The sequence below is a fragment of the Actinomadura macra NBRC 14102 genome (assembly GCF_001552215.1).
Lineage (GTDB): Bacteria > Actinomycetota > Actinomycetes > Streptosporangiales > Streptosporangiaceae > Spirillospora > Spirillospora macra.
The window spans coordinates 14,209-32,390 of record NZ_BCQT01000027.1 but is presented as its reverse complement, the minus strand read 5'-3'; the positions used below and the strand labels follow the sequence as shown (position 1 = coordinate 32,390).

The window sequence follows — 18,182 nt, the reverse complement described above, 5'->3', positions numbered from 1 at the left end:
GGGGACTGACATGGCACTGGACCGGCAACTGGAGATCCTCGCGGTCTGCGGCGTCGGCATGGGCTCCAGCCTGATGCTGAAGATGACCGCCGAGGACGCGCTGCGCTCGCTCGGCGTGGAGGCGCGGGTCGAGAACACCGACGTGTCCACGGCGCGCGGGATGACGCCGGACGTGGTGATCGGCCAGGGGATGCACACCGGCGAGATCGCCGACCTGGCGCCCGTGGTGATCACGATCAGCGACTTCCTGGACAAGGACGGCCTGGAGGCCCAGCTCCGGGAGCGCCTGACCGAGCAGGGCTGGCTCTCATGACGATCGCCGTGGCCACCGACGGGGTCGAGGCGGGCGACTGGAGAGAGGCCGTCGGCACGGCGGCGTCCGCACTGGTCGACGCGGGCGCGGCGGGAGAGGGCTACCCGGACGCGTGCGTCCGGGTGGTCGAGGAGAACGGTCCGTACATCGTCCTGACCAAGGGGCTGGCGCTCGTCCACGCTCGCCCTGAGGAGGGTGGGCTGGCCGTCGGTGTCGGCGTGACCCGGCTGACCGCGCCCGTGGAGTTCGGGCATCCCGACAATGACCCGGTGGACCTGCTGCTCTCGTTCTGCACGCCGGACCCCGATGTGCACGTCGGCACGCTGGCGGGGCTTGCGCGCGCACTGTCCGGCGGTCTGGCCGACCGGCTTCGGGCGGCCTCGGACCAAGACGAGCTGGCCCGCGTCCTGAAGGAGGCCCTGCCCGATGCCTGACGCTGTCCTGATCGAACTCCCCGGCCGGGTGCGGGCCCTGCTGGACGACGTGGACTCCGTCTCCGGCGCGGCCATCGGCGACGCCGCCGCCCTGCTGCTGGAGGCGGTCGAGGCCGATGGGATCGTGCACGTCGCCGGGGCGGGGCATTCCCTGGCGATGGTGTGCGAGACGTTCTACCGGGCCGGCGGGCTCGCCGCCGTCCGTCCGATCTGGGACGCCGGGGTGTTCCCGCTCGACGACGCCGTGCGCAGCACCCGCGTCGAGCGGAAGGCGGGGGTGGGGCGCGCGGTCGTCGAGGCGGCCGCACCCGCCCCGCCGGACGTCGCGGTGGTCTTCTCCACCAGCGGCCGCAACCCCTACCCCGTCGAGGTGGCCGAGGCGTGCGCGGCGCGGGGGGTGCCGGTCGTCGCGGTGACCTCGGCGCGGGCCTCGCGCGGCGCCGCCGCGCGGACGCCGACGAGCCTCGCCGACCACGCCACGGTCGTCCTGGACACGCGTGTTCCGCTCGGCGACGCGCTGCACCCGCCGGAGGCGCCCCGCACCGCGGCGGCGTCCACGATCCTCGCCGCGTACACGTGGGCGCGCGTGCTGGCCGACCTCGACGACCTCGCCGCGGCGCGCGGCGTGGAGCTTCCGCGCTGGACGAGCGCGAACGTCCCGGGAGGCGACGAGGGGAACGCGGCGCTCCTCGCGCGCTACCGGGACCGGATCCCGGAGCTCAGCGGGGAGTGAGGGCCGAGCGCCCGGCGGGCCGCCCGGCGTTGCGCCGGGGGACCTGCTCGCCCGGCATGCGATGATGCGGGCATATCGGACCAGAATCGAGGAGCGAGATGACCACCAGGCCGACCGAGGACGATCTTCTTGCCGTGTTCACGCGCGCGGACCTCGGCGGTGACGAGAAGCTCGACCTGATGGAGTTCACGCTCGTCCTGGAGAGCCTCGGGCTGTCCTGGACGCGCGCGGAGACCCAGGACAGGTTCGAGCAGGCGGACACCAACCGCGACGGGTTCATCTCCTACGCCGAGTTCCGCGCCATCCTGGAGGCACAGGGCTGGGCCGAAGGCCCGCTCCCGAAGGCACGGGGCTGACCGGGGACCAGCTGATCGAACGCCACGAGAAAGGGCCCGCCGGACGACCGGCGGGCCCGTTCCGTACGCGTGTCAGGCGCCCGGCTCAGATCGCGCGGCCGCGCATCCGCCGGTACTCGCGGACGAGCGCCGCGGTGGAGGGATCCGGCGCCTCGGCCGGCGGCTCCTCGGAGGTGAGCGCGGGCGCCAGATCCATCGCCATGACCTTGCCGAGCTCCACACCCCACTGGTCGAAGGAGTCGATGCCCCAGATCGTCCCCTCGACGAACACGATGTGCTCGTAGAGGGCGACCAACTGCCCGAGCACCGCCGGGCTGAGCTTCGGCGCGAGGATCGTGCTGGTGGGACGGTTGCCCGGCATGACCTTGTGCGGGACGACCGCGGCGGGCGTCCCCTCGGCGGCGATCTCCTCGGCGGTCTTGCCGAACGCCAGCGCCGAGGTCTGCGCGAGCATGTTCGCGATCAGCAGGTCGTGCATGCCCGCACGGTCCTCGAACGGCTCTGCGAACCCGATGAAGTCGGCGGGGACGAGGCGTGTGCCCTGGTGCAGCAGCTGGTAGAAGGCGTGCTGGCCGTTGGTGCCGGGCTCACCCCAGAAGATCTCTCCCGTCTGGGCGACGACCGGGGCGCCGTCGGCCCGCACCGACTTGCCGTTGGACTCCATCGTGAGCTGCTGGAGGTAGGCGGGGAAGCGGGACAGGCGCTGGCTGTAGGGCAGGACGGCTCGGGTCTGGGCGCCGAAGAAGTCGGTGTACCAGATGCCGAGCAGGCCCATCAGGACCGGCATGTTCGCCTCGAACGGCGCGGTGCGCAGGTGCTCGTCGATCTCGCGGAACCCGGCGAGCATCTCGCGGAACGCCTCGCCGCCGATCGCGATCATGAGGGACAGGCCGATCGCGCCGTCGAAGGAGTACCGGCCGCCGACCCAGTCCCAGAACCCGAACATGTTGGTCGTGTCGATGCCGAACTCGGCGACGCGCTCGGCGTTGGTCGACACCGCGACGAAGTGCCGGGACACCGCCTTGTCGTCGCCGAGCCGCTCCACCAGCCACTGCCGCGCGACCTTGGCGTTGGTGAGGGTCTCCAGGGTGCCGAACGTCTTGGAGCTGATGACGAACAGCGTCCGCTCGGGGTCGAGGTCCGCGAGGGTCCCGGCGATGTCGGCCGGGTCGATGTTGGAGACGAACCGGCAGGAGATGCCCGCGTCGGCGTAGTCGTGCAGCGCCTCGTAGGCCATGGCGGGGCCGAGGTCGGAACCACCGATGCCGATGTTGACGACGGTGGTGATCGACTTGCCGGTGAAACCCGTCCACTCCCCCGCGCGGACGCGCCCGGAGAACTCGGCCATCCGGTCCAGGACGGCATGAACGTCGCCCGCGACGTCCTGGCCGTCCACGGTCAGTCGCTCACCCGGCGGCAGTCGCAGTGCGGTGTGCAGGACGGCGCGGTCCTCGCTGACGTTGATGTGCTCGCCGGAGAACATCGCCGCGATCCGCTCGCGCAGTCCCGCCCGTTCCGCGAGGGACACCAGCAGCCCGAGCGTCTCGGCGGTGACGCGGTGCTTGGAGTAGTCCAGGCGGAGGTCCCCCGCGCTGACCGTCATGCGCTCGGCGCGCCCGGGGTCGTCAGCGAACAGCTCGCGCAGGTGCCGTCCCGCCAGCACCGCCTGGTGATCGGCGAGCGCGGACCACTCGGGCGCCTCGGTGATATCAGCCATTGCCTCTCTCGTCTCCTCAGCGGGGCCGTGCGGGCACCGCTGTCCCCGGGCGCTCCGCCGTCCCCACGGCGATCATAGGTCGGCCGCGCGCGCGACCGTACCAAAGCCCGCCAGCGCCCGGGTGGTACAGACCGAATACCTCAGGTAAGAGGAGCGTATTGGGCACATCACGTTTGAACTGGGCAGACAAGCCTGACCTGGAGTAGCACCGTCGGCCTCACGCGGCCGTTAGGCTCGGCCCTGCCGCCCGCCTCCGAAGGCGGGCGATCACGTTTCGGCCGGGATGGGGGCGCGGGTGGACGAACGGTTCTTCTGGGTGGGCACCTACACCGGTGAGGCCGGTGCGGGCGAGGGCGTCTACTGGGTGCGACAGACGCCGGACGGCACGCTGGCAGATCTGGAGCTCGCGGTCGAGGCGGTGTCCCCGTCCTACCTGGCGGTCCATCCCGGCGGGGACGTCGTGTACACGGTCCGGGAAGAGGAGGCGGGCGGCGTCCTGGCCTACGCGGTCGCGGACGGCCGGCTCCGCGAGATCGGCCGGCGCGCCGCGGGGTCGCTTCCGTGCCATGTCTCCGTGAGTCCCGGCGGCGGGCACCTGATCGTCGCCGACTACGGGTCCGGCACGGTCAGATCGGTGCCGCTCGACCCGAACGGCGGGTTCGTCGGCGAACCGGACGTGGTGGAGGGGCACGGCGGCGGCCCCCGCGAGGACCGACAGGAAGGCCCGCACGCGCATGCCGGCGCGCACGCCCCGGACGGCACCGTGCTGACCACCGACCTCGGCGCCGACCTCGTCCGCTCCTTCCGCTTTGAGGCCGGGAGGCTGCGGCCCGTCGGCGAGACCGCCCTGCCGCCCGGATGCGGACCCCGGCACCTGGCCGTCCACCCGAGCGGGCATGTGTACGTGCTGACCGAGCTGGCGGCAACCGTGCTCGTCCTGCGCCCCGCGGACGGCTACGCCCGCCTCGACCAGATCGCCGAGTCCCCCGCGACGGCGGATCCGGTGGCCGGCGACACGCTCGGTGCGGCGATCAAGCTCGGGGACGGCGGCCGGTACGTCTACACCTCGGCGCGCGGCGCGGATGTGGTCACCACCCACCGTGTGCTGGACGAGGGGGCGGCGCTGGCTCCCGTCGCGGACACCGGGTCCGGCGGGGACTGGCCCCGGGACCTGCACGTGGACGGTGAATGGATGCATGTGGCGAACGAGCGGAGCGATCTTCTCGTGACCTTCCGGATCAGCGCCGACGGCATCCCGGCGGCCGTGGGGACGCCCCTGGAGGTGCCGTCGCCGGTGTGCGTCGTCCCTGCCTGAGCCGCCTTTTCGGCGCGACCGGCGGGTGTTTCCGGTACGACCGCGAGGGCACGTCCCGGAGGGACGAGGGGAGCACCCGGACATGACCACCATCGCGACGACCAATCCCACGACGGGACAGGTGGAGAAGACCTTTGACGCGTACTCGGCGGCGGAGGTCGACCGCCGCATCGGGCAGGCGGCCACGGTGTTCGCCTCGTACCGCACGACCCGCATCACCGAGCGCGCGACGTGGATGAACGCGGCGGCGGACGTTCTCGACGCCGAGGCGGGCCAGATCGGCGCCTTGCTGACCACCGAGATGGGCAAAACGCTCACTTCGGCCGAGGCGGAGGTCCGCAAGTGCGCGAAGGCGTGCCGGTACTACGCCGAACACGCGGCGGAGTTCCTCGCGGACCGTCCCGCCGATGCGCAGGCGGTGGGCGCCGCGGACGCCTACGTCCGCTACCAGCCGCTCGGTCCCGTGCTGGCGGTCATGCCGTGGAACTTCCCGCTCTGGCAGGTGATCCGCTTCGCGGCGCCGGGGCTGATGGCGGGCAACGTGGGGCTGCTCAAGCACTCCTCGAACGTCCCGCAGACGGCCCTGTTCCTGGAGGACCTGTTCCGGCGCGCGGGATTCCCCGAGGGCGCGTTCCAAACGTTGCTCATCGGGTCGGGCGAGGTCGAGCGGGTGCTGCGCGACGCGCGGGTGCGGGCGGCGACGCTCACCGGCAGCGAGCCCGCCGGGCGGTCGGTGGCCGCCGTCGCCGGGGACGAGATCAAGCCGACGGTGCTGGAGCTCGGTGGCAGCGACCCGTTCGTGGTGATGCCGTCGGCCGACGTCGAGGCGGCGGCGAAGGCCGCGGCGACGTCGCGCTGCCTCAACAACGGGCAGAGCTGCATCTCGGCCAAACGCTTCATCGTCGACATCGAGGTCGCCGACGAGTTCGAGCGGCACTTCGTCGAGGCGATGCGGGCTCAGCGGGTGGGCGACCCCATGGACGAGGCCACCGACGTGGGGCCACTGGCCAGCGAGCAGGGCCGCGCCGACGTCGAGGAGTTCGTCGCGGACGCGGTCGGCAAGGGCGCCACGGTGCTGTGTGGGGGCGAGCGTCCGGACGGGCCCGGCTGGTTCTACCCTCCGACGGTCATCTCGGACGTCACGCCCGAGATGCGCATGTACCACGAGGAGGTGTTCGGGCCGGTCGCCTCGCTGTTGCGCGTCCGTGGCGTGTCCAAGGCGGTCGAGGTGGCGAACGCGACCGGCTTCGGCCTCGGCTCGAACGCCTGGACGCAACGCCCGGACGAGCGCGAGCGGTTCGTCCGGGAGCTGGACGCCGGACAGGTCTTCATCAACGGGATGACGACCTCCTATCCGGAGCTGCCGTTCGGCGGCGTCAAGCGCTCCGGCTACGGCCGCGAGCTGTCCGAGCAGGGCATGCACGCGTTCTGCAACGTCAAGACGGTGTGGATCGGCTAGGCGGTCTGGATCGGCTGGGCGGTGCGGGTCGGCTAGGCGGTGCGGGTCGGCTAGGCGGTGCGGGTCGGCTGGGCGGGTCCCTGTAGCCGATTGCCCGGGACATCGTCCACGGGGCGCAGTGTGACGAGGCCGATAGCAGGTCCGAGGTGCCTTTACGCTTGACTTCCAGTATTCCTACCTTAATTATGGGAAATATGCCGCACGTCGTACTGACCGTCCGGCGCGTGGTCGACTTCATGCGCCTGAACAGCACTCTTTGTCGGTGACCGCGCCGCCCGCGCCGCAGCCTCCGCGCTTTGACGCGCGATCCGGCCGGGCCGATCCCACCCCGTCCGCCCGTCCGGCGCACTGACGCGCCCGAGACCGGCCCCCTTTACCGCACACCACCGTTCTCCGAACCGAGCCCACCGCCGTCGTCCGGCGTCGGCAGGGCTCCCGCCGGCGTGCGGCCGGCGCCCGCCCGCCGCCCCGCCCGACACATGAGGGGCTACGCCACCATGTCCAACCTCCGTCACCGATCGCGTCTCGCAGCCGCCGCTGCCGCCGCCGCCCTGCTCAGCCTCACCGCCGCGTGCGGCGGCCAGGCCAAGGCAGGCGGGGCCGGGAGTGGTTCCGACGGCGCCGCCGTGATCAAGCTCAAGGACCCCGGGAACGCCGGCCCGCTCGCCTACGCCAAGCGGGAGGGCATCCTGGACAAGCGGCTTAAGGCCGTCGGCGCCCGGGTCGAATGGGGCGGCTCGTACGCCTCGTTCACCGCGACGATCGACGCGGTCCGCTCCGGATCCGTGAACGTCCTGGAGGGCGCGATCTCGCCCGCGCTCGGGTATCTCGCCAACAGCCGCAACATCAAGATCTTCTCGTTCACCGACCCCGTGACCGACCGGTCCGCACCCCCGCGGGACGGCCTGGTCGTTCCCGCGAACAGCTCCGTCAGATCCCTCAAGGATCTGGTCGGCAAGCAGGTGGCCGTCAACAAGGGCGGCCGCGGCGAGTACCTCCTGCTGCTCGCGCTGCGGCAGAACGGGATACCCGTCGACCAGGTGAAGCGGGTCTACCTGAACCCGGTGCAGGGAGCGTCGGCGTTCGCCACCGGCAAGGTGGACGCCTGGTGGGCCATCGTGGACGCCTACCCGGAGGTGGTCGCCAAGGGGGCCCGCGTCCTGGTCAACGGACGGGACCTCCCCGACCGGGACCTCAACATCTGGGCCGCGAGGACGGAGCTGCTCGACAAGCATCCCGAAGCCGTGAAGGTCCTCCTCGACACGCTGCGCGAGCTGACCGAGCAGGAGAAGCGGTCGCCGGAACAGTTCCAGAACGTCTTCCTCAAGAAGGGGCCGACGGCGGTCTCCGGAGCGCGGCTGCAGGACAATCTCGCCGAGGCCCGATTCCAGAACGTCCCCCGCTACGCGGGCAAGACCGACGGCAAGTACGTCGAGGACGTCGCCGGGATCTTCCGCCAGTACGGCGTGTTGCCGGCCGCCATCCCGTCCACCGAAGTGATCTTCGACCTGCGGTCGTCGGCCGCACCGGCCCCGTCCGGGCGGTCGTCATGACGCTGGAGCGATCGCCCGCACCGCCCCTCCGGAAGGATCCGGCGGACCCGCCGGTGAACGCCCCCGCCGGGACGGAGGTGGAACTGCGCGTCCCGCCCCGGATCGGGCCCCGGCGCCGCCGTCCGGCGGTGTCGCTCGCGGTCCGGACGGCCGTGCCGGTGCTACTGGTCGCGGCGTGGTGGTACGGGTCGGCGAGCGGCCGGATCCCGCCCGACGTCCTCACCGGACCCGGCGCGGTACTCGGGGCGCTGCGCGAGCTGGCCGAGACGGGACAGCTCACCGACTACCTGCTGGCCTCGGGACGGCGGGCGGCACTGGGCGTGCTCGCCGGCGCGGGAGCCGGGCTGCTCCTCGGGGTCGCGGCGGGCCTGTCGGCGCTCGGCGAGGAACTGATCGACCCGACGATGCAGATGAAGCGGGCCGTCCCGTTCCTGGCGCTCGTGCCACTGTTCATCTCCTGGTTCGGCGTCGGCGAATCGTTCAAGATCGTCCTGATCGCGGTGGCGACGGCCGCGCCGATGTACGCCTACACCTACCTCGGCGTACGCGGGGTGGACCGCGAGGTCGTGGAGGCCGCGCGCGGCTTCGGGCTGCGCGGGGCCCGGCTGGCGCTCGCGGTGATCGTGCCGAGCGCGCTGCCCAGCATCCTGATGGCCTTGCGGATCAGCCTGTCGGTCTCGCTGACCGGCCTGATCGCCGCCGAACAGATCGGCGCGAGCGAGGGCATCGGCTACCTGGTGACGCTCGCGCAGCAGTACTACCGCAACGACTACATGGTGCTGTGCATCCTGATCTACGCGCTGATCGGCCTGCTCATCGACCTGGTGATCCGGGGCGTGGAGCGGGTGGCGATGCCCTGGCGCGTGCAGGTGGCGGCCCGATGAGCGACGTCGCCGTACGCATCGCGGGGTTGCGCAAGTCGTTCGGCCCGAAGACCGTCCTGGACGGGGTGGACCTGGAGATCCGGCGCGGCGAGTTCTTCGCGCTGCTCGGCCCCAGCGGCACCGGCAAGACCACCCTCCTGCGCCTGCTCGCGGGCCTCCAGGTCGCCGACGGCGGGACGGTGCTGGCCGCGCCCCGCCGCACGACCGTCTACCAGGAGCCACGGCTCGTGCGGGCCCGGCGCGTGCTGCCGAACGTGACGCTGGGCCTGCCGCGCTCGTCCCGCGCGGCAGGGCGCCGCGCGCTGGAGGAGGTCGGCCTGGCGGGACACGAGCGGGCCTGGCCCGCGACCCTGTCGGGCGGTGAGGCGCAGCGGGTGGCGCTGGCGCGGGCGCTGGTCCGCGACCCGCAGGTGCTGCTGCTCGACGAGCCGTTCGCCGCCCTCGACGCGCTCACCCGGCTGCACATGCAGGACCTCGTCGCGGAGCTGTGCGCCCGGCACCGCCCGGCGGTCGTCCTCGTCACCCACGACGTGGACGAGGCGCTCCGGCTGGCCGACCGGGTCGCGGTGCTGCGCGAGGGGACGTTCGCCGCCGACGAGGTCATCGACCTGCCGCGACCGCGCGACCGCGACGACCCGGCCCTGGTCCGGCTCCGCCGGGCGTTCCTGTCCCATCTCGGGGTCGAGCCGGCCCCGTCCCCGAGTTCCGAATCGCATTGAGGAGTGCCGTGTCTTCGGTAGAGAAAATCTGGTTCACCCGCTGCCCGGTGCCGACGGCCAGCGGCCTGGCGCACCGTCAGGGCTGGCTGGCCGAGGCGTTCGGCGCCGCCGGCCTGGAGGTGGGCGTCCTGCAGGACGCCGGTCCCGACCTGGCCCGGCACCACTTCGACCACGACCTGCTCGGGCTCTTCCGCGAGGGCGGGAACGTGCCCGCGCTCGCGGCGCGGTCGGCGGGCGCGCCGACGCGGCTGATCGGGCTGACGTGGATCGAGGAGTGGCAGTCGATCCTGGTACGGCCCGGGTCGGGGATCAAGGACGCCGGCGGCCTGCGCGGGGCCCGGGTCGCCCTGCCCGGCTGGGCCGGGACGCGCGCGACGAGCTTCCCGCGCGCCATGGCGCTGCACGGCGTGAAGGGGGCGCTCACGCAGGGCGGTCTCACCCTCGACGACGTGACGTTCGTGGACGTCCCGGCCGACCTGTCCCCCTCCGTCGGACGGGACGCGCGTGGTGGACGGCTGTCCTGGCCGGGCCTTGAGCAGCTGAACGCCGGCGAGGTGGACGCGGTGTACGTGAAGGGAGCGCGCGCCGCGGACCAGGCCCGGGAACTCGGCCTCGTCGTCGCCGTGGACCTGGACGCCCACCCCGACCCGCGGACCCGCGTCAACAACGGCACTCCGCGGCCCATCACCGTTCACGAGCGGCTGCTGGAGGAGCGGCCCGAACTGGTCGTGACGTTCCTGGCGCAGACGCTGCGGGCGGCGGACTGGGCGACGGAGAACCTCGGTCCCGTCCGCGAGATCCTCGCCGGCGAGACCCGCTCGGACGCCGAGGGCGTGGCCACCGCGTACAGGGGAGACTTCCACCGTTCCCTGCACCCCGAGCTTTCGGACGAGCGGCTCGCCCTGCTGCGCGTCCAGAAGGACTTCTTGCTGGTGCACGGGTTCCTGGACGCCGACGTGGACCTGGAGGCCTGGGTGGCGCCCGAGCCGCTCCGCCTCGCCCGCGAGCGCCTGGCCGCCGAAGGAGTCGCGGCATGACGGAGTTCATCGTCACGTTGCCCTCGCGCGGGGACGGCGCGCGCGGGGACTGGGGACCGCCGCCCGCTCCCCCGCCGCCGTTCGTGACCGACCTGCGCAACGGCGCGTATGGGCCGTTCGATCATCTGGCGCAGGTCGGCCGGGCCGCCGAGATCGTCGGCTTCGACGGCGCGCTGGCGCCGTTCGACCCGGGCGGCGAGGAGTCGGTCGTCGTCACATCGGGGTTGCTGCGGGCCAGCCGGTGGCTGCGCGGCGTGGCGGGCCTGCATCCCGGCGTCGCGACGCCGGTGTACGCGGCGAAGGTGTCGGCGTCATTGCAGCGGTTCTCCGGCGGACGGCTCGACTGGCGGCTGTCGGTGGACCTCGACCCATCCGTCGCGCGGGCGCAGGGCGACTTCGTCGAGGGCATCGACCGCTACGCGCGGGCGGACGAGTTCCTCACCATCGCCAAAGGCGTGTGGGGCGAGGACTCCTACACCTACGAGGGGCGGTTCTTCCAAGTGCTGGCGGGCGGCTTCCAGGAGCCGCTGTCCAGCCGTCCGTTCCCCCGCGTCCATCTGACCGGCACCTCGGAGGCGGCGCTCGACCTGTCGGCACGCCACGCCGACGTGCACGTCTTCGACCTCGGGGACGACCTGGACGCGCTCATCGCCGATCTCGGCGCCCGGGCCTCGGACGCCGGCCGGACCGTGGCGTACGGGCTGACACTGCCCGTGCTGGCGCGCGAGGACGGGGAGGAGGCGGCGGCCGAGGCCGTCCGCCGCGCCAGCGCGGGGACGCCGCCCGCCGGGCTCGTCGGGTCGTACGCGGACGTCGCGGACGTCATCGGCGGCTTCGCGGCACGCGGCGTCACCACGTTCGTGCTGGAGGCCGCGCCCTACGTCGAGGAGACCTACCGGCTGGGTGAGCACCTGCTCCCCCTGCTGGCCACGCCGGACACGGCGGCCGCGCCGGACACGATCAGGGGGCACGCACATGTCCATTGACATCTACTGGCGGATCGGGACCCACGGCGACCAGCGCTCACTCCGCCGCCGTGTCGCGAGCCGCGGGGACTGGGCGCCGGGCGAGCCCGGGGCGATCACGCCCGGCGTCCGCGGCGGGCGCCACGACGGGTACAGCCACCTCGACCACATGGCGGATGTGGCGCGGGCGTCGGAGCTGTCAGGGTTCGTCGGCGGGTTGCTGCCGTCGTTCCCGTTCACCGACGACCCGTGGGCGGCGGCCGCGAGCCTGGCCCGCGAGACCACCACCTACCGGTTCATGATCGCCTACCAGCCCGGGTTCCTGCATCCGGTCCAGGCCGCGCGCATGTCGGCAAGCCTGCAGCGGGCGACCGGCGGCCGCGTGGTGTACAACGTCATCTCCGGCGGCGGCGGGCCCGCACAGCTCTGGTGGGGCGACAAGGTCGACCACGACGACCGGTACGCGCGGACCTCGGAGTTCCTGGACGTGCTGAAGGGCGTCTGGAACGGCGGTCCGTTCGACTACGAGGGCCGCTTCTACCAGGTCGAGGGCGCCGGGCTGCCCGAGCCGCTCGCCCGGCAGCCGTTCCCGGAGATCTACTTCTCGGGCTCCTCCCCCGCCGCGATCCAGGCGGCCGGGCGGCATGCCGACTACTACCTGTCGTGGCTGGAGCCGTTCGAGGCGCTGGCCGCCAAGTTCGCTCAGGTCCGCGAGCACACCGAGGCGCTCGGGCGGGCGCCGAGGTTCGCCGTGCGCATCGACGTGCTCGCCCGGGAGACCGAGGAGGAGGCCTGGGAGGAGATCCGGCGCGGCTGGCGGCAGGTGGACGCCGCCCAGCTCCGCGGCGCGGAGTCCTCGGGCGACTCGGTCGGGTGGCTGCGCAGTTCGTCCTTCGTCACCTGGCCGGTCACGCACTACCGCGAACTGGAGGCGGCACCGAACGTGTGGGGCGGGTTCCACCTGCTGCGCGGCGGGCCCGCGTTCGGGCTGGTCGGCAGCTACGCGCAGGTCGCCGCGCGGCTGGACGAGCTGATCGGCATCGGTGTGGACGCGTTCATCCTCGCCGGCGTCCCCCACCTCGAAGAGGCCCACCGCGTGGGCGAGCGGGTGCTGCCGCTTCTGCGCGGCCACGACCTGCGCGACCGCACCCCGATTTCCGCAACGAGAGGAACCATCTGATGTCCGATTCCGCACCCGTCCGCGTCGGCTACTTCCCGCACAACAACTCCCTCTGGGTCCTGCGCCATCGGGGCATCCTGGAGCGTTCCCTTCCCGACGTCGAGTGGGTGGACTTCCGCTCGCTTCCGTCCGGGGGACGGCCGTCCCCCGCCGAGGGACTGCCGTCCGCACACGGCGACCACCTCTTCGACGGCGGGTACGACTTCATCGGGACCGGCTCGACGCCGCCGGTCACCGCGCAGGCCAACGGCCACGACATCGTGTACGTGGCGACGTCGGGACCGCGGCACGAGAACGGGAGGCTCGTCGTCCACGAGGATTCGGGCATCGTCTCGCCCGCCGACCTCAAGGGCAAGAAGGTCGCGCTCGGGCACGGGTCATGGCAGACGACGCTGCTGCTGTTCGCGCTGGACGGCGCCGGGCTCGGCTGGAAGGACATCGAGCCGGTGGACGCCTACGGCGACGCCGCGCAGCTGTTCCTGGACCGCGAGGTCGACGCCTGGGTCGGTTCCTATCCCGCGTTGACCCGGGTGGAGCGGGAGGCGTCCCCGCGCACGCTCATCGAGACCGACGGCCTGTTCAGCCACCGGTCGCTGTGGTTCACCCGCCGCGACTTCGCCGAAGGCCACCGGGAGGAACTGGCCGCGATCGTCTCCGCCCTGCGCGAGTCGGACGCCTGGATCAAAGAGAACCCGGGCGAGGCGGCGAAGCTGTTCGCGGCCGACGACGGCGGCGACGTGGCCGCCTGGGAGCACGCCCTGCGGCGGCGGCCGTTCGGGCTGGAGCCGGTGAGCGAGGAGTTCGTCGCCGAGCAGCAGCGCGCGGCCGACCTCTTCCACGCCGCCGGGCTGGTCGACCGGAAGATCACCGTCGCGGACGCGGTCCTGCCGGAGGTGGCGGAGCTGATCGGGGCGGCCCGCGCGTCCTGACGGCGGGATCCGGCCGGCGCCGGGCGGCCCGTCACACCCTGACGAGTTGCCCGGCGCCCGCGGCGCGGGCCCGGTCCGCGGCCTGACCACCGGGCCCGGTGTCGTGGCGGCGGCGATCGTCAGACCAGGCCGTTCTGGACCAGCCACGCCTTCGCGACAGCCTCCACCGGGTCCCGGTTCACCGCGACCCGCGCGTTCATGTACCGCAGGTCCTCCGTGGTGAGTTTGGCCGAGACGGCGTCGAGCGCGGCCCGGGCGCCGTCGTCCACACCGCGCCGGTTGACCAGCGGGGTGACGTTCTGCGCGCCGAACAGGCGCTTCGGGTCGTCCAGCACGACGAAGTCGTGGACGCGGAGCGCGGGGTCGGTGGTGAACATCTGCGCAGCCTGCACCGATCCCTTGGCCAGCAGGTCGGCGAGCGTCTCGAAGTCGTCGTGCCGGAAGGGCTGGAAGTCCTTGAACCGGGCGCCGTAGACGGCCCTGAGGCCGATCATCCCCTGGTGCCGCGTCTCGGCCTCGGGGGTGCCACCGAGGACGAAGCCGTCCGAGACCGCCCCCAGTCCGGCGAGGGAGGTGAGCCCGTACCGGGTCATGGTCCGCCGGGTGACCACGATCGCGTCCTTGTCCTCGGCCCTCGCGGAGTCGAGGATCTGCAGCGAGGGCGGGAGCTCCTTGCGGATCGCGGCGTTCACCGACGGCGTCGACACCGGGCCTCTGGCCTCCAGGCCGAGGACCCCGATGTAGGAGGCGAGCGCGCCGTTGTACTCGGGGATGACGTCGATCTCGCCGGCCCGCGCCAGGGGGTAGTAGGTCTCCCGGGAGCCGATGCCGCGCCGCCGGGTGACGCTCCGCCCGCGGACCTCCAGTATCTGCGCGTAGATCTCGCTCAGCAGGACGCTCTCGGGGAAGTTCGCCGCGCCCACGGTGATCGGCCGTGCGGCAGGCGGAGGGCCGCCGCTCGCGGGGCGACGGTCGGCCGCGTCCTGCGGGCGCGGCCACAGGACGGCCGTGACGGCCACCGCACTGGACAGGGCGAGGGCGGTGGCCACGATCAGGAGCCGATGGCGGCGCCAGGCCGAGATCACGGTGCGACCGGACGCGGGCCCGGGGTGCCCCTCGGCGGCAGCCCCGGACGGTGCCTCGACGCGGCGCCCGATGGTCGGCGCGCGTGGGTGCCCGACGCTCGGTTCGGGCGTCCGGGACGGTTCCGGCGCCGGTCCGGAGCCGGTGTCGCGCCTCGTGGAGGTGCCGGACTCCTCCCCCGCGGGCGGCATGGCGGTCTCCTGCCGGCGGCCGGGTCCGTGGCCGAGCAGGCGGAGCAGCACCTCGCTCGCAGCCGGGCGCTCCACGGGGTCCTGCGCCAGGCAGGGCGCGACGACCTCGCTCAGCCAGGACGGCAGGTCCACCAGATACCGCTCCAGGCGTAGCAGCCGGTCGAACGCGCTGTGGGGTCCGCCATCGCCGAACACCCGCGGTCCGAGCGCGGCGAAGCTCATCGTGACGGCCCAGGAGTACACGTCCGCCGCCGCGCCGACCTCCTCGCCCGCCGCCTGCTCGGGCGCCATGAACGCGGGCGTCCCGGACACGCCGGGCTCGCCCCGTCCGGACGGCCCGAGCGCCTTGGCGACGCCGAAGTCCACCACACGCGGCCCGTCGGCGGCGAGCAGGACGTTTCCCGGGGTGAAGTCGCGGTGGACGACGTTCGCGGCGTGCGTGGCGGTGAGCGCCACCATCGTCCCGACGGCGAGCCGCTCCAGCTCGGCCCCGCCCAGCGGCCCGCCCTCCTCCACCACGCCGCGAAGTGTGGGCCCGTCCACGTACTCGCTGACGATGAAGGGCCGGCCCCCGTCGGTCCCGGCGTCCAGGACCCGGGCGGTGCAGAACCGGGCGACCTGACGGACGAGCGTGATCTCCGAAAGGTCGGCGACCGGATCCTCGCCGGGGCGGACGTGGGGTGTCTTCACCGCCACCCGCTCGCCGGACCCGGGCCACCGCGCGAGGTAGACCACGCCCTGGCCACCCGCCCCGAGGCGGCCGATGATCTCGTATCCGCCGATCACGGCCGGGTCCTCTGGCCGCAGGGGTTCGACCGCCACCGCGGGCCGCCTTTCCTCGGACGTGTGCGGACGTGTGCCCCGTCCGGCACCGGGCACGGCGGGGCCAAGCCGGTCGGGATCCGGTCCGCTCCCCCGGCGGATCAGAAGGTTCCAGCTTGCCCGCCGACAAGCCTCAAAACGGCGACTTCTATCACATTCTCCGACAGCAGCACATGGTAGGCGGCATCGCCGAGCGGGATGAAGCTGTCCTCGCTCGTGACGCGGGCGGCGCGGCCGCGAAAGCCCCGATCGGCGAGCGCGGTGAGGACGGCCTCGGAGACGCCGCCGGTACGGCGGGTCTCGTCGGCGACCAGGACGGCGCCGGTCGCCGCCGCCTCGCGGAGCAGGTCGTCCACCGGAAGCGGTGCGATCCAGCGCAGGTCGAGGACACGGCAGCGCACGCCCCGGCCCTCCAGGCGCCGCGCCGCGCGCAGGCTCATCCGCAGCCCGTTCGCATACGTGACGATCGTGACGTCGCCGCCCGTCCCGTACACCCGCGCCCGGCCGAGCGGGACCGCGGCGGACCCGGGCGCGGCGAGCCAGCCGCCGTCACCGTCCTCGTACAGGTCACGATGGTGGTAGAGGGCGATCGGTTCCAGCAGGACGCAGACGCGCCCGGCGTCCTCGGCGGCGTCCACGCAGGTGCGCAGCATCCCGGCGGCGTCGTCCGGACGCGCGGGCGAGGCGATCACAAGGCCGGGCACGTCGCGGAGCGCCGCCACCGCGTTGTCGTTGTGAAAGTGGCCGCCGAACCCCTTCTGATAGGCGTACGCGGCGATGCGCACGACCATCGGGTTGCGGTAGCGCCCGGCGGAGAAGAACGGCAGGGTCGCCGCCTCGCCGCGGATCTGGTCGGCGGCGTTGTGCAGGTAGGCCAGGTACTGGATCTCCGGCACCGGGACCATCCCCGCCAGCCCGAGCCCGAGCGCCAGGCCGAGGATCGACTGCTCGTCCAGGATCGTGTCGAACACACGTGCCGCACCGGCCCGCCGGGCCAGCCCTCGGGTGACGCCGTACACGCCGCCCTTACGCGCCACGTCCTCACCGAACACCAGCAGCCCCGGCCGCTCGTCGAGCAGCTCACCGAGGGTCCGGTTGATCGCCTGCGCGACGGTCGCCGGCTCACCGGCGGGCCGGTCGTGTACGGGCCGATCCGGCGCCGGGCGCGTGCGGACGGGGGCCGCCAGCGGGGCCATGACCTCCGCCGCCGAAGCGAGCCGCGGGGAACCTGCGACCTCGCCGGCGAGGGTCGCCACCTCGACGCGCTTGGCCTCGTACAGCGCGACGATCTCGGCGGCGGTCGCCGCGCCCCGGTCGACGAGCAGCCGCGCGGTGCCGAGCAGCGGGTCGGCCTCCAGGTCGGCGGCGATCTCGGCGGAGGTGCGGTAGGAGGTCTCGACGTCGGAGCCCGCGTGCCCCATCAAGCGGACGGTGCGCAGGTGAAGGAATGCCGGACGGCGGTGCGCACGGACCCAGGCCGCGGCCCGGCACGCCGCGTCGTAGGCGTCCTCAAGGTCGCAGCCGTCGCCACGGAAGTAGGCCAGCCCGGGGCGGGAGCCGTAGGCCGCATGGATCCAGCCGGGAGGTGTGCGGACGCTGATGCCGATGCCGTTGTCCTCGCACACCAGCAGGAGCGGCATCGGCAGGCCCTGGTAGCCGCAGTTCACCGCCGCGTTGATCGCACCGGTCGCGGTCGAGTGGTTGGCCGAGGCGTCGCCGAAGCCGCAGACGGTCACCGCGTCGCGCGGCCAGGGTGCGTCGAGGCCGAGCCGTGCCGCGCGCTCGATCGCGAAGGCGACACCGAGCGCGCGCGGGAGGTGGGAGGCGATGGTCGACGTTTGCGGGATGACGTTGAGCCGGTGGCCGCCGAACACCTTGTGGCGCCCGCCCGAGACGGGGTCCGCCGCGGCGGCGACCAGGCCGAGGAGGATGTCGCGGAGCGCGTTCCCGCCCGGCACCTGCCTCGCGCGTTCCAGGAAGAACGCGCCGGACCGGTAGTGCAGCAGCGCCGGATCCTCCGGACGCAGGGCCGCGGCCACGGCGGCGCCGCCCTCGTGACCGGCCGAGCCGATCGTGTAGAAGCCGTGCCCGTCCGCCCGGAGCCGGCGGGCGGCGAGATCCAGGTGCCTGCTGCCCATCTGCGCGTCGAACAACTCCAGGAGGCGCCCGTCGGTGAGCAGCCGGGACGGAGGAGGGGGCGACGCCTCCGGTGGCCGGAGGGCCGCGGCCTTCTCCAGAAAGTGGACGTCGGCGGGCTCGGACATGCGGGCTCCTGCGTCGTCGTGCCTGCGAAGTGCTACACCATGCCGGCGATCTACCGGCGGATTCGAGCATCGGCCGCCGCCGGCGTCGGAGCCAAGCTCCGCAGGCCGCGAACCGGTTGGCGGTTGGCCAAGGAACGCTAACGGCGGGAGCCTCAGCCGGGCTTGGCCTCGCGGTAAGCAAGACACGCTCTTCCCGATCTTGGCGTGGACGCGGCCGCCCGGCCAGGC

Annotated in this window: 16 protein-coding genes; 13 read left to right on the top strand and 3 right to left on the bottom strand. The window is 73.1% G+C overall.

Annotation, left to right across the window (positions count from 1 at the left end):
- Positions 1-10: 10 nt before the first annotated feature.
- From AMA02S_RS36100 to AMA02S_RS36085, 4 genes are all read left to right on the top strand, one after another.
- On the top strand, positions 11-313 hold the full coding sequence (locus tag AMA02S_RS36100; protein ID WP_067468269.1) for a PTS sugar transporter subunit IIB: 303 nt from the start codon (positions 11-13) through the stop codon (positions 311-313).
- Positions 310-747, top strand: coding sequence for a PTS sugar transporter subunit IIA (locus AMA02S_RS36095; protein ID WP_067468266.1), 438 nt, complete (start codon positions 310-312; stop codon positions 745-747). The genes AMA02S_RS36100 and AMA02S_RS36095 overlap by 4 nt, the downstream gene beginning before the upstream one ends.
- Complete coding sequence (locus AMA02S_RS36090) at positions 740-1,480, top strand: sugar isomerase domain-containing protein (protein ID WP_067468263.1); 741 nt, start codon at positions 740-742, stop codon at positions 1,478-1,480. Before AMA02S_RS36095 ends, AMA02S_RS36090 begins: the two co-directional genes overlap by 8 nt.
- 98 nt (positions 1,481-1,578) lie before the next feature.
- The gene (locus AMA02S_RS36085; protein ID WP_067468260.1) at positions 1,579-1,836 is read left to right on the top strand and encodes an EF-hand domain-containing protein; all 258 of its coding nucleotides are present in this window, start codon (positions 1,579-1,581) and stop codon (positions 1,834-1,836) included.
- 85 nt (positions 1,837-1,921) lie between these two features.
- Here AMA02S_RS36085 and pgi read toward each other — a convergent pair whose 3' ends face one another.
- Entirely contained in the window at positions 1,922-3,553 is a 1,632-nt protein-coding gene (pgi, locus tag AMA02S_RS36080) for a glucose-6-phosphate isomerase (protein WP_067468258.1), read from the bottom strand.
- A gap of 295 nt (positions 3,554-3,848) precedes the next feature.
- On the opposite strand from pgi, the gene AMA02S_RS36075 reads away from it, so the two are divergent.
- The 9 genes from AMA02S_RS36075 (at position 3,849) to AMA02S_RS36035 (ending at position 13,594) form a co-directional block, all read left to right on the top strand.
- On the top strand, positions 3,849-4,868 hold the full coding sequence (locus tag AMA02S_RS36075; RefSeq protein ID WP_157431068.1) for a lactonase family protein: 1,020 nt from the start codon (positions 3,849-3,851) through the stop codon (positions 4,866-4,868).
- Between the two features lie 82 nt (positions 4,869-4,950).
- Positions 4,951-6,327, top strand: coding sequence for an NADP-dependent succinic semialdehyde dehydrogenase (locus AMA02S_RS36070; protein WP_067468252.1), 1,377 nt, complete (start codon positions 4,951-4,953; stop codon positions 6,325-6,327).
- A gap of 497 nt (positions 6,328-6,824) precedes the next feature.
- Positions 6,825-7,880 carry an NrtA/SsuA/CpmA family ABC transporter substrate-binding protein gene (locus AMA02S_RS36065; RefSeq protein ID WP_067468249.1) on the top strand — a complete coding sequence of 352 codons (1,056 nt, stop codon included), beginning with the start codon at positions 6,825-6,827 and terminating at the stop codon, positions 7,878-7,880.
- Positions 7,877-8,764, top strand: coding sequence for an ABC transporter permease (locus AMA02S_RS36060; RefSeq protein WP_067468246.1), 888 nt, complete (start codon positions 7,877-7,879; stop codon positions 8,762-8,764). Before AMA02S_RS36065 ends, AMA02S_RS36060 begins: the two co-directional genes overlap by 4 nt.
- Positions 8,761-9,483, top strand: a complete 723-nt coding sequence (locus AMA02S_RS36055; protein ID WP_067468243.1) for an ABC transporter ATP-binding protein — start codon at positions 8,761-8,763, stop codon at positions 9,481-9,483. The genes AMA02S_RS36060 and AMA02S_RS36055 overlap by 4 nt, the downstream gene beginning before the upstream one ends.
- Positions 9,484-9,491: 8 nt before the next feature.
- A complete protein-coding gene (locus AMA02S_RS36050) occupies positions 9,492-10,520 on the top strand; it encodes an ABC transporter substrate-binding protein (RefSeq protein ID WP_067468240.1) in 1,029 nt (342 codons plus the stop codon).
- Complete coding sequence (locus AMA02S_RS36045; protein ID WP_067468237.1) at positions 10,517-11,506, top strand: LLM class flavin-dependent oxidoreductase; 990 nt, start codon at positions 10,517-10,519, stop codon at positions 11,504-11,506. The genes AMA02S_RS36050 and AMA02S_RS36045 overlap by 4 nt, the downstream gene beginning before the upstream one ends.
- Positions 11,496-12,665 carry an LLM class flavin-dependent oxidoreductase gene (locus tag AMA02S_RS36040; RefSeq protein ID WP_067468235.1) on the top strand — a complete coding sequence of 390 codons (1,170 nt, stop codon included), beginning with the start codon at positions 11,496-11,498 and terminating at the stop codon, positions 12,663-12,665. Before AMA02S_RS36045 ends, AMA02S_RS36040 begins: the two co-directional genes overlap by 11 nt.
- The gene (locus AMA02S_RS36035) at positions 12,665-13,594 is read left to right on the top strand and encodes an ABC transporter substrate-binding protein (RefSeq protein ID WP_067468233.1); all 930 of its coding nucleotides are present in this window, start codon (positions 12,665-12,667) and stop codon (positions 13,592-13,594) included. Before AMA02S_RS36040 ends, AMA02S_RS36035 begins: the two co-directional genes overlap by 1 nt.
- A gap of 119 nt (positions 13,595-13,713) precedes the next feature.
- On the opposite strand, the gene AMA02S_RS40950 is transcribed toward AMA02S_RS36035, so the two are convergent.
- Complete coding sequence (locus tag AMA02S_RS40950) at positions 13,714-15,690, bottom strand: glycine betaine ABC transporter substrate-binding protein (RefSeq protein WP_157431067.1); 1,977 nt, start codon at positions 15,688-15,690, stop codon at positions 13,714-13,716.
- A 101-nt stretch (positions 15,691-15,791) separates the two neighbouring features.
- Positions 15,792-17,954, bottom strand: a complete 2,163-nt coding sequence (locus AMA02S_RS36025; RefSeq protein ID WP_067468231.1) for a thiamine pyrophosphate-dependent enzyme — start codon at positions 17,952-17,954, stop codon at positions 15,792-15,794.
- Between the last annotated feature and the right edge of the window lie 228 nt (positions 17,955-18,182).

Bases quoted from the DNA above. Each gene is read 5' to 3' on its own strand.
- AMA02S_RS36100 (WP_067468269.1), top strand. From the start codon at position 11: ATGGCACTGGACCGGCAACTGGAGATCCTCGCGGTCTGCGGCGTCGGC.
- AMA02S_RS36095 (WP_067468266.1), top strand. From the start codon at position 310: ATGACGATCGCCGTGGCCACCGACGGGGTCGAGGCGGGCGACTGGAGA.
- AMA02S_RS36090 (WP_067468263.1), top strand. From the start codon at position 740: ATGCCTGACGCTGTCCTGATCGAACTCCCCGGCCGGGTGCGGGCCCTG.
- AMA02S_RS36085 (WP_067468260.1), top strand. From the start codon at position 1,579: ATGACCACCAGGCCGACCGAGGACGATCTTCTTGCCGTGTTCACGCGC.
- pgi (WP_067468258.1), bottom strand. From the start codon at position 3,553: ATGGCTGATATCACCGAGGCGCCCGAGTGGTCCGCGCTCGCCGATCAC.
- AMA02S_RS36070 (WP_067468252.1), top strand. From the start codon at position 4,951: ATGACCACCATCGCGACGACCAATCCCACGACGGGACAGGTGGAGAAG.
- AMA02S_RS36065 (WP_067468249.1), top strand. From the start codon at position 6,825: ATGTCCAACCTCCGTCACCGATCGCGTCTCGCAGCCGCCGCTGCCGCC.
- AMA02S_RS36060 (WP_067468246.1), top strand. From the start codon at position 7,877: ATGACGCTGGAGCGATCGCCCGCACCGCCCCTCCGGAAGGATCCGGCG.
- AMA02S_RS36055 (WP_067468243.1), top strand. From the start codon at position 8,761: ATGAGCGACGTCGCCGTACGCATCGCGGGGTTGCGCAAGTCGTTCGGC.
- AMA02S_RS36045 (WP_067468237.1), top strand. From the start codon at position 10,517: ATGACGGAGTTCATCGTCACGTTGCCCTCGCGCGGGGACGGCGCGCGC.
- AMA02S_RS36040 (WP_067468235.1), top strand. From the start codon at position 11,496: ATGTCCATTGACATCTACTGGCGGATCGGGACCCACGGCGACCAGCGC.
- AMA02S_RS36035 (WP_067468233.1), top strand. From the start codon at position 12,665: ATGTCCGATTCCGCACCCGTCCGCGTCGGCTACTTCCCGCACAACAAC.
- AMA02S_RS36025 (WP_067468231.1), bottom strand. From the start codon at position 17,954: ATGTCCGAGCCCGCCGACGTCCACTTTCTGGAGAAGGCCGCGGCCCTC.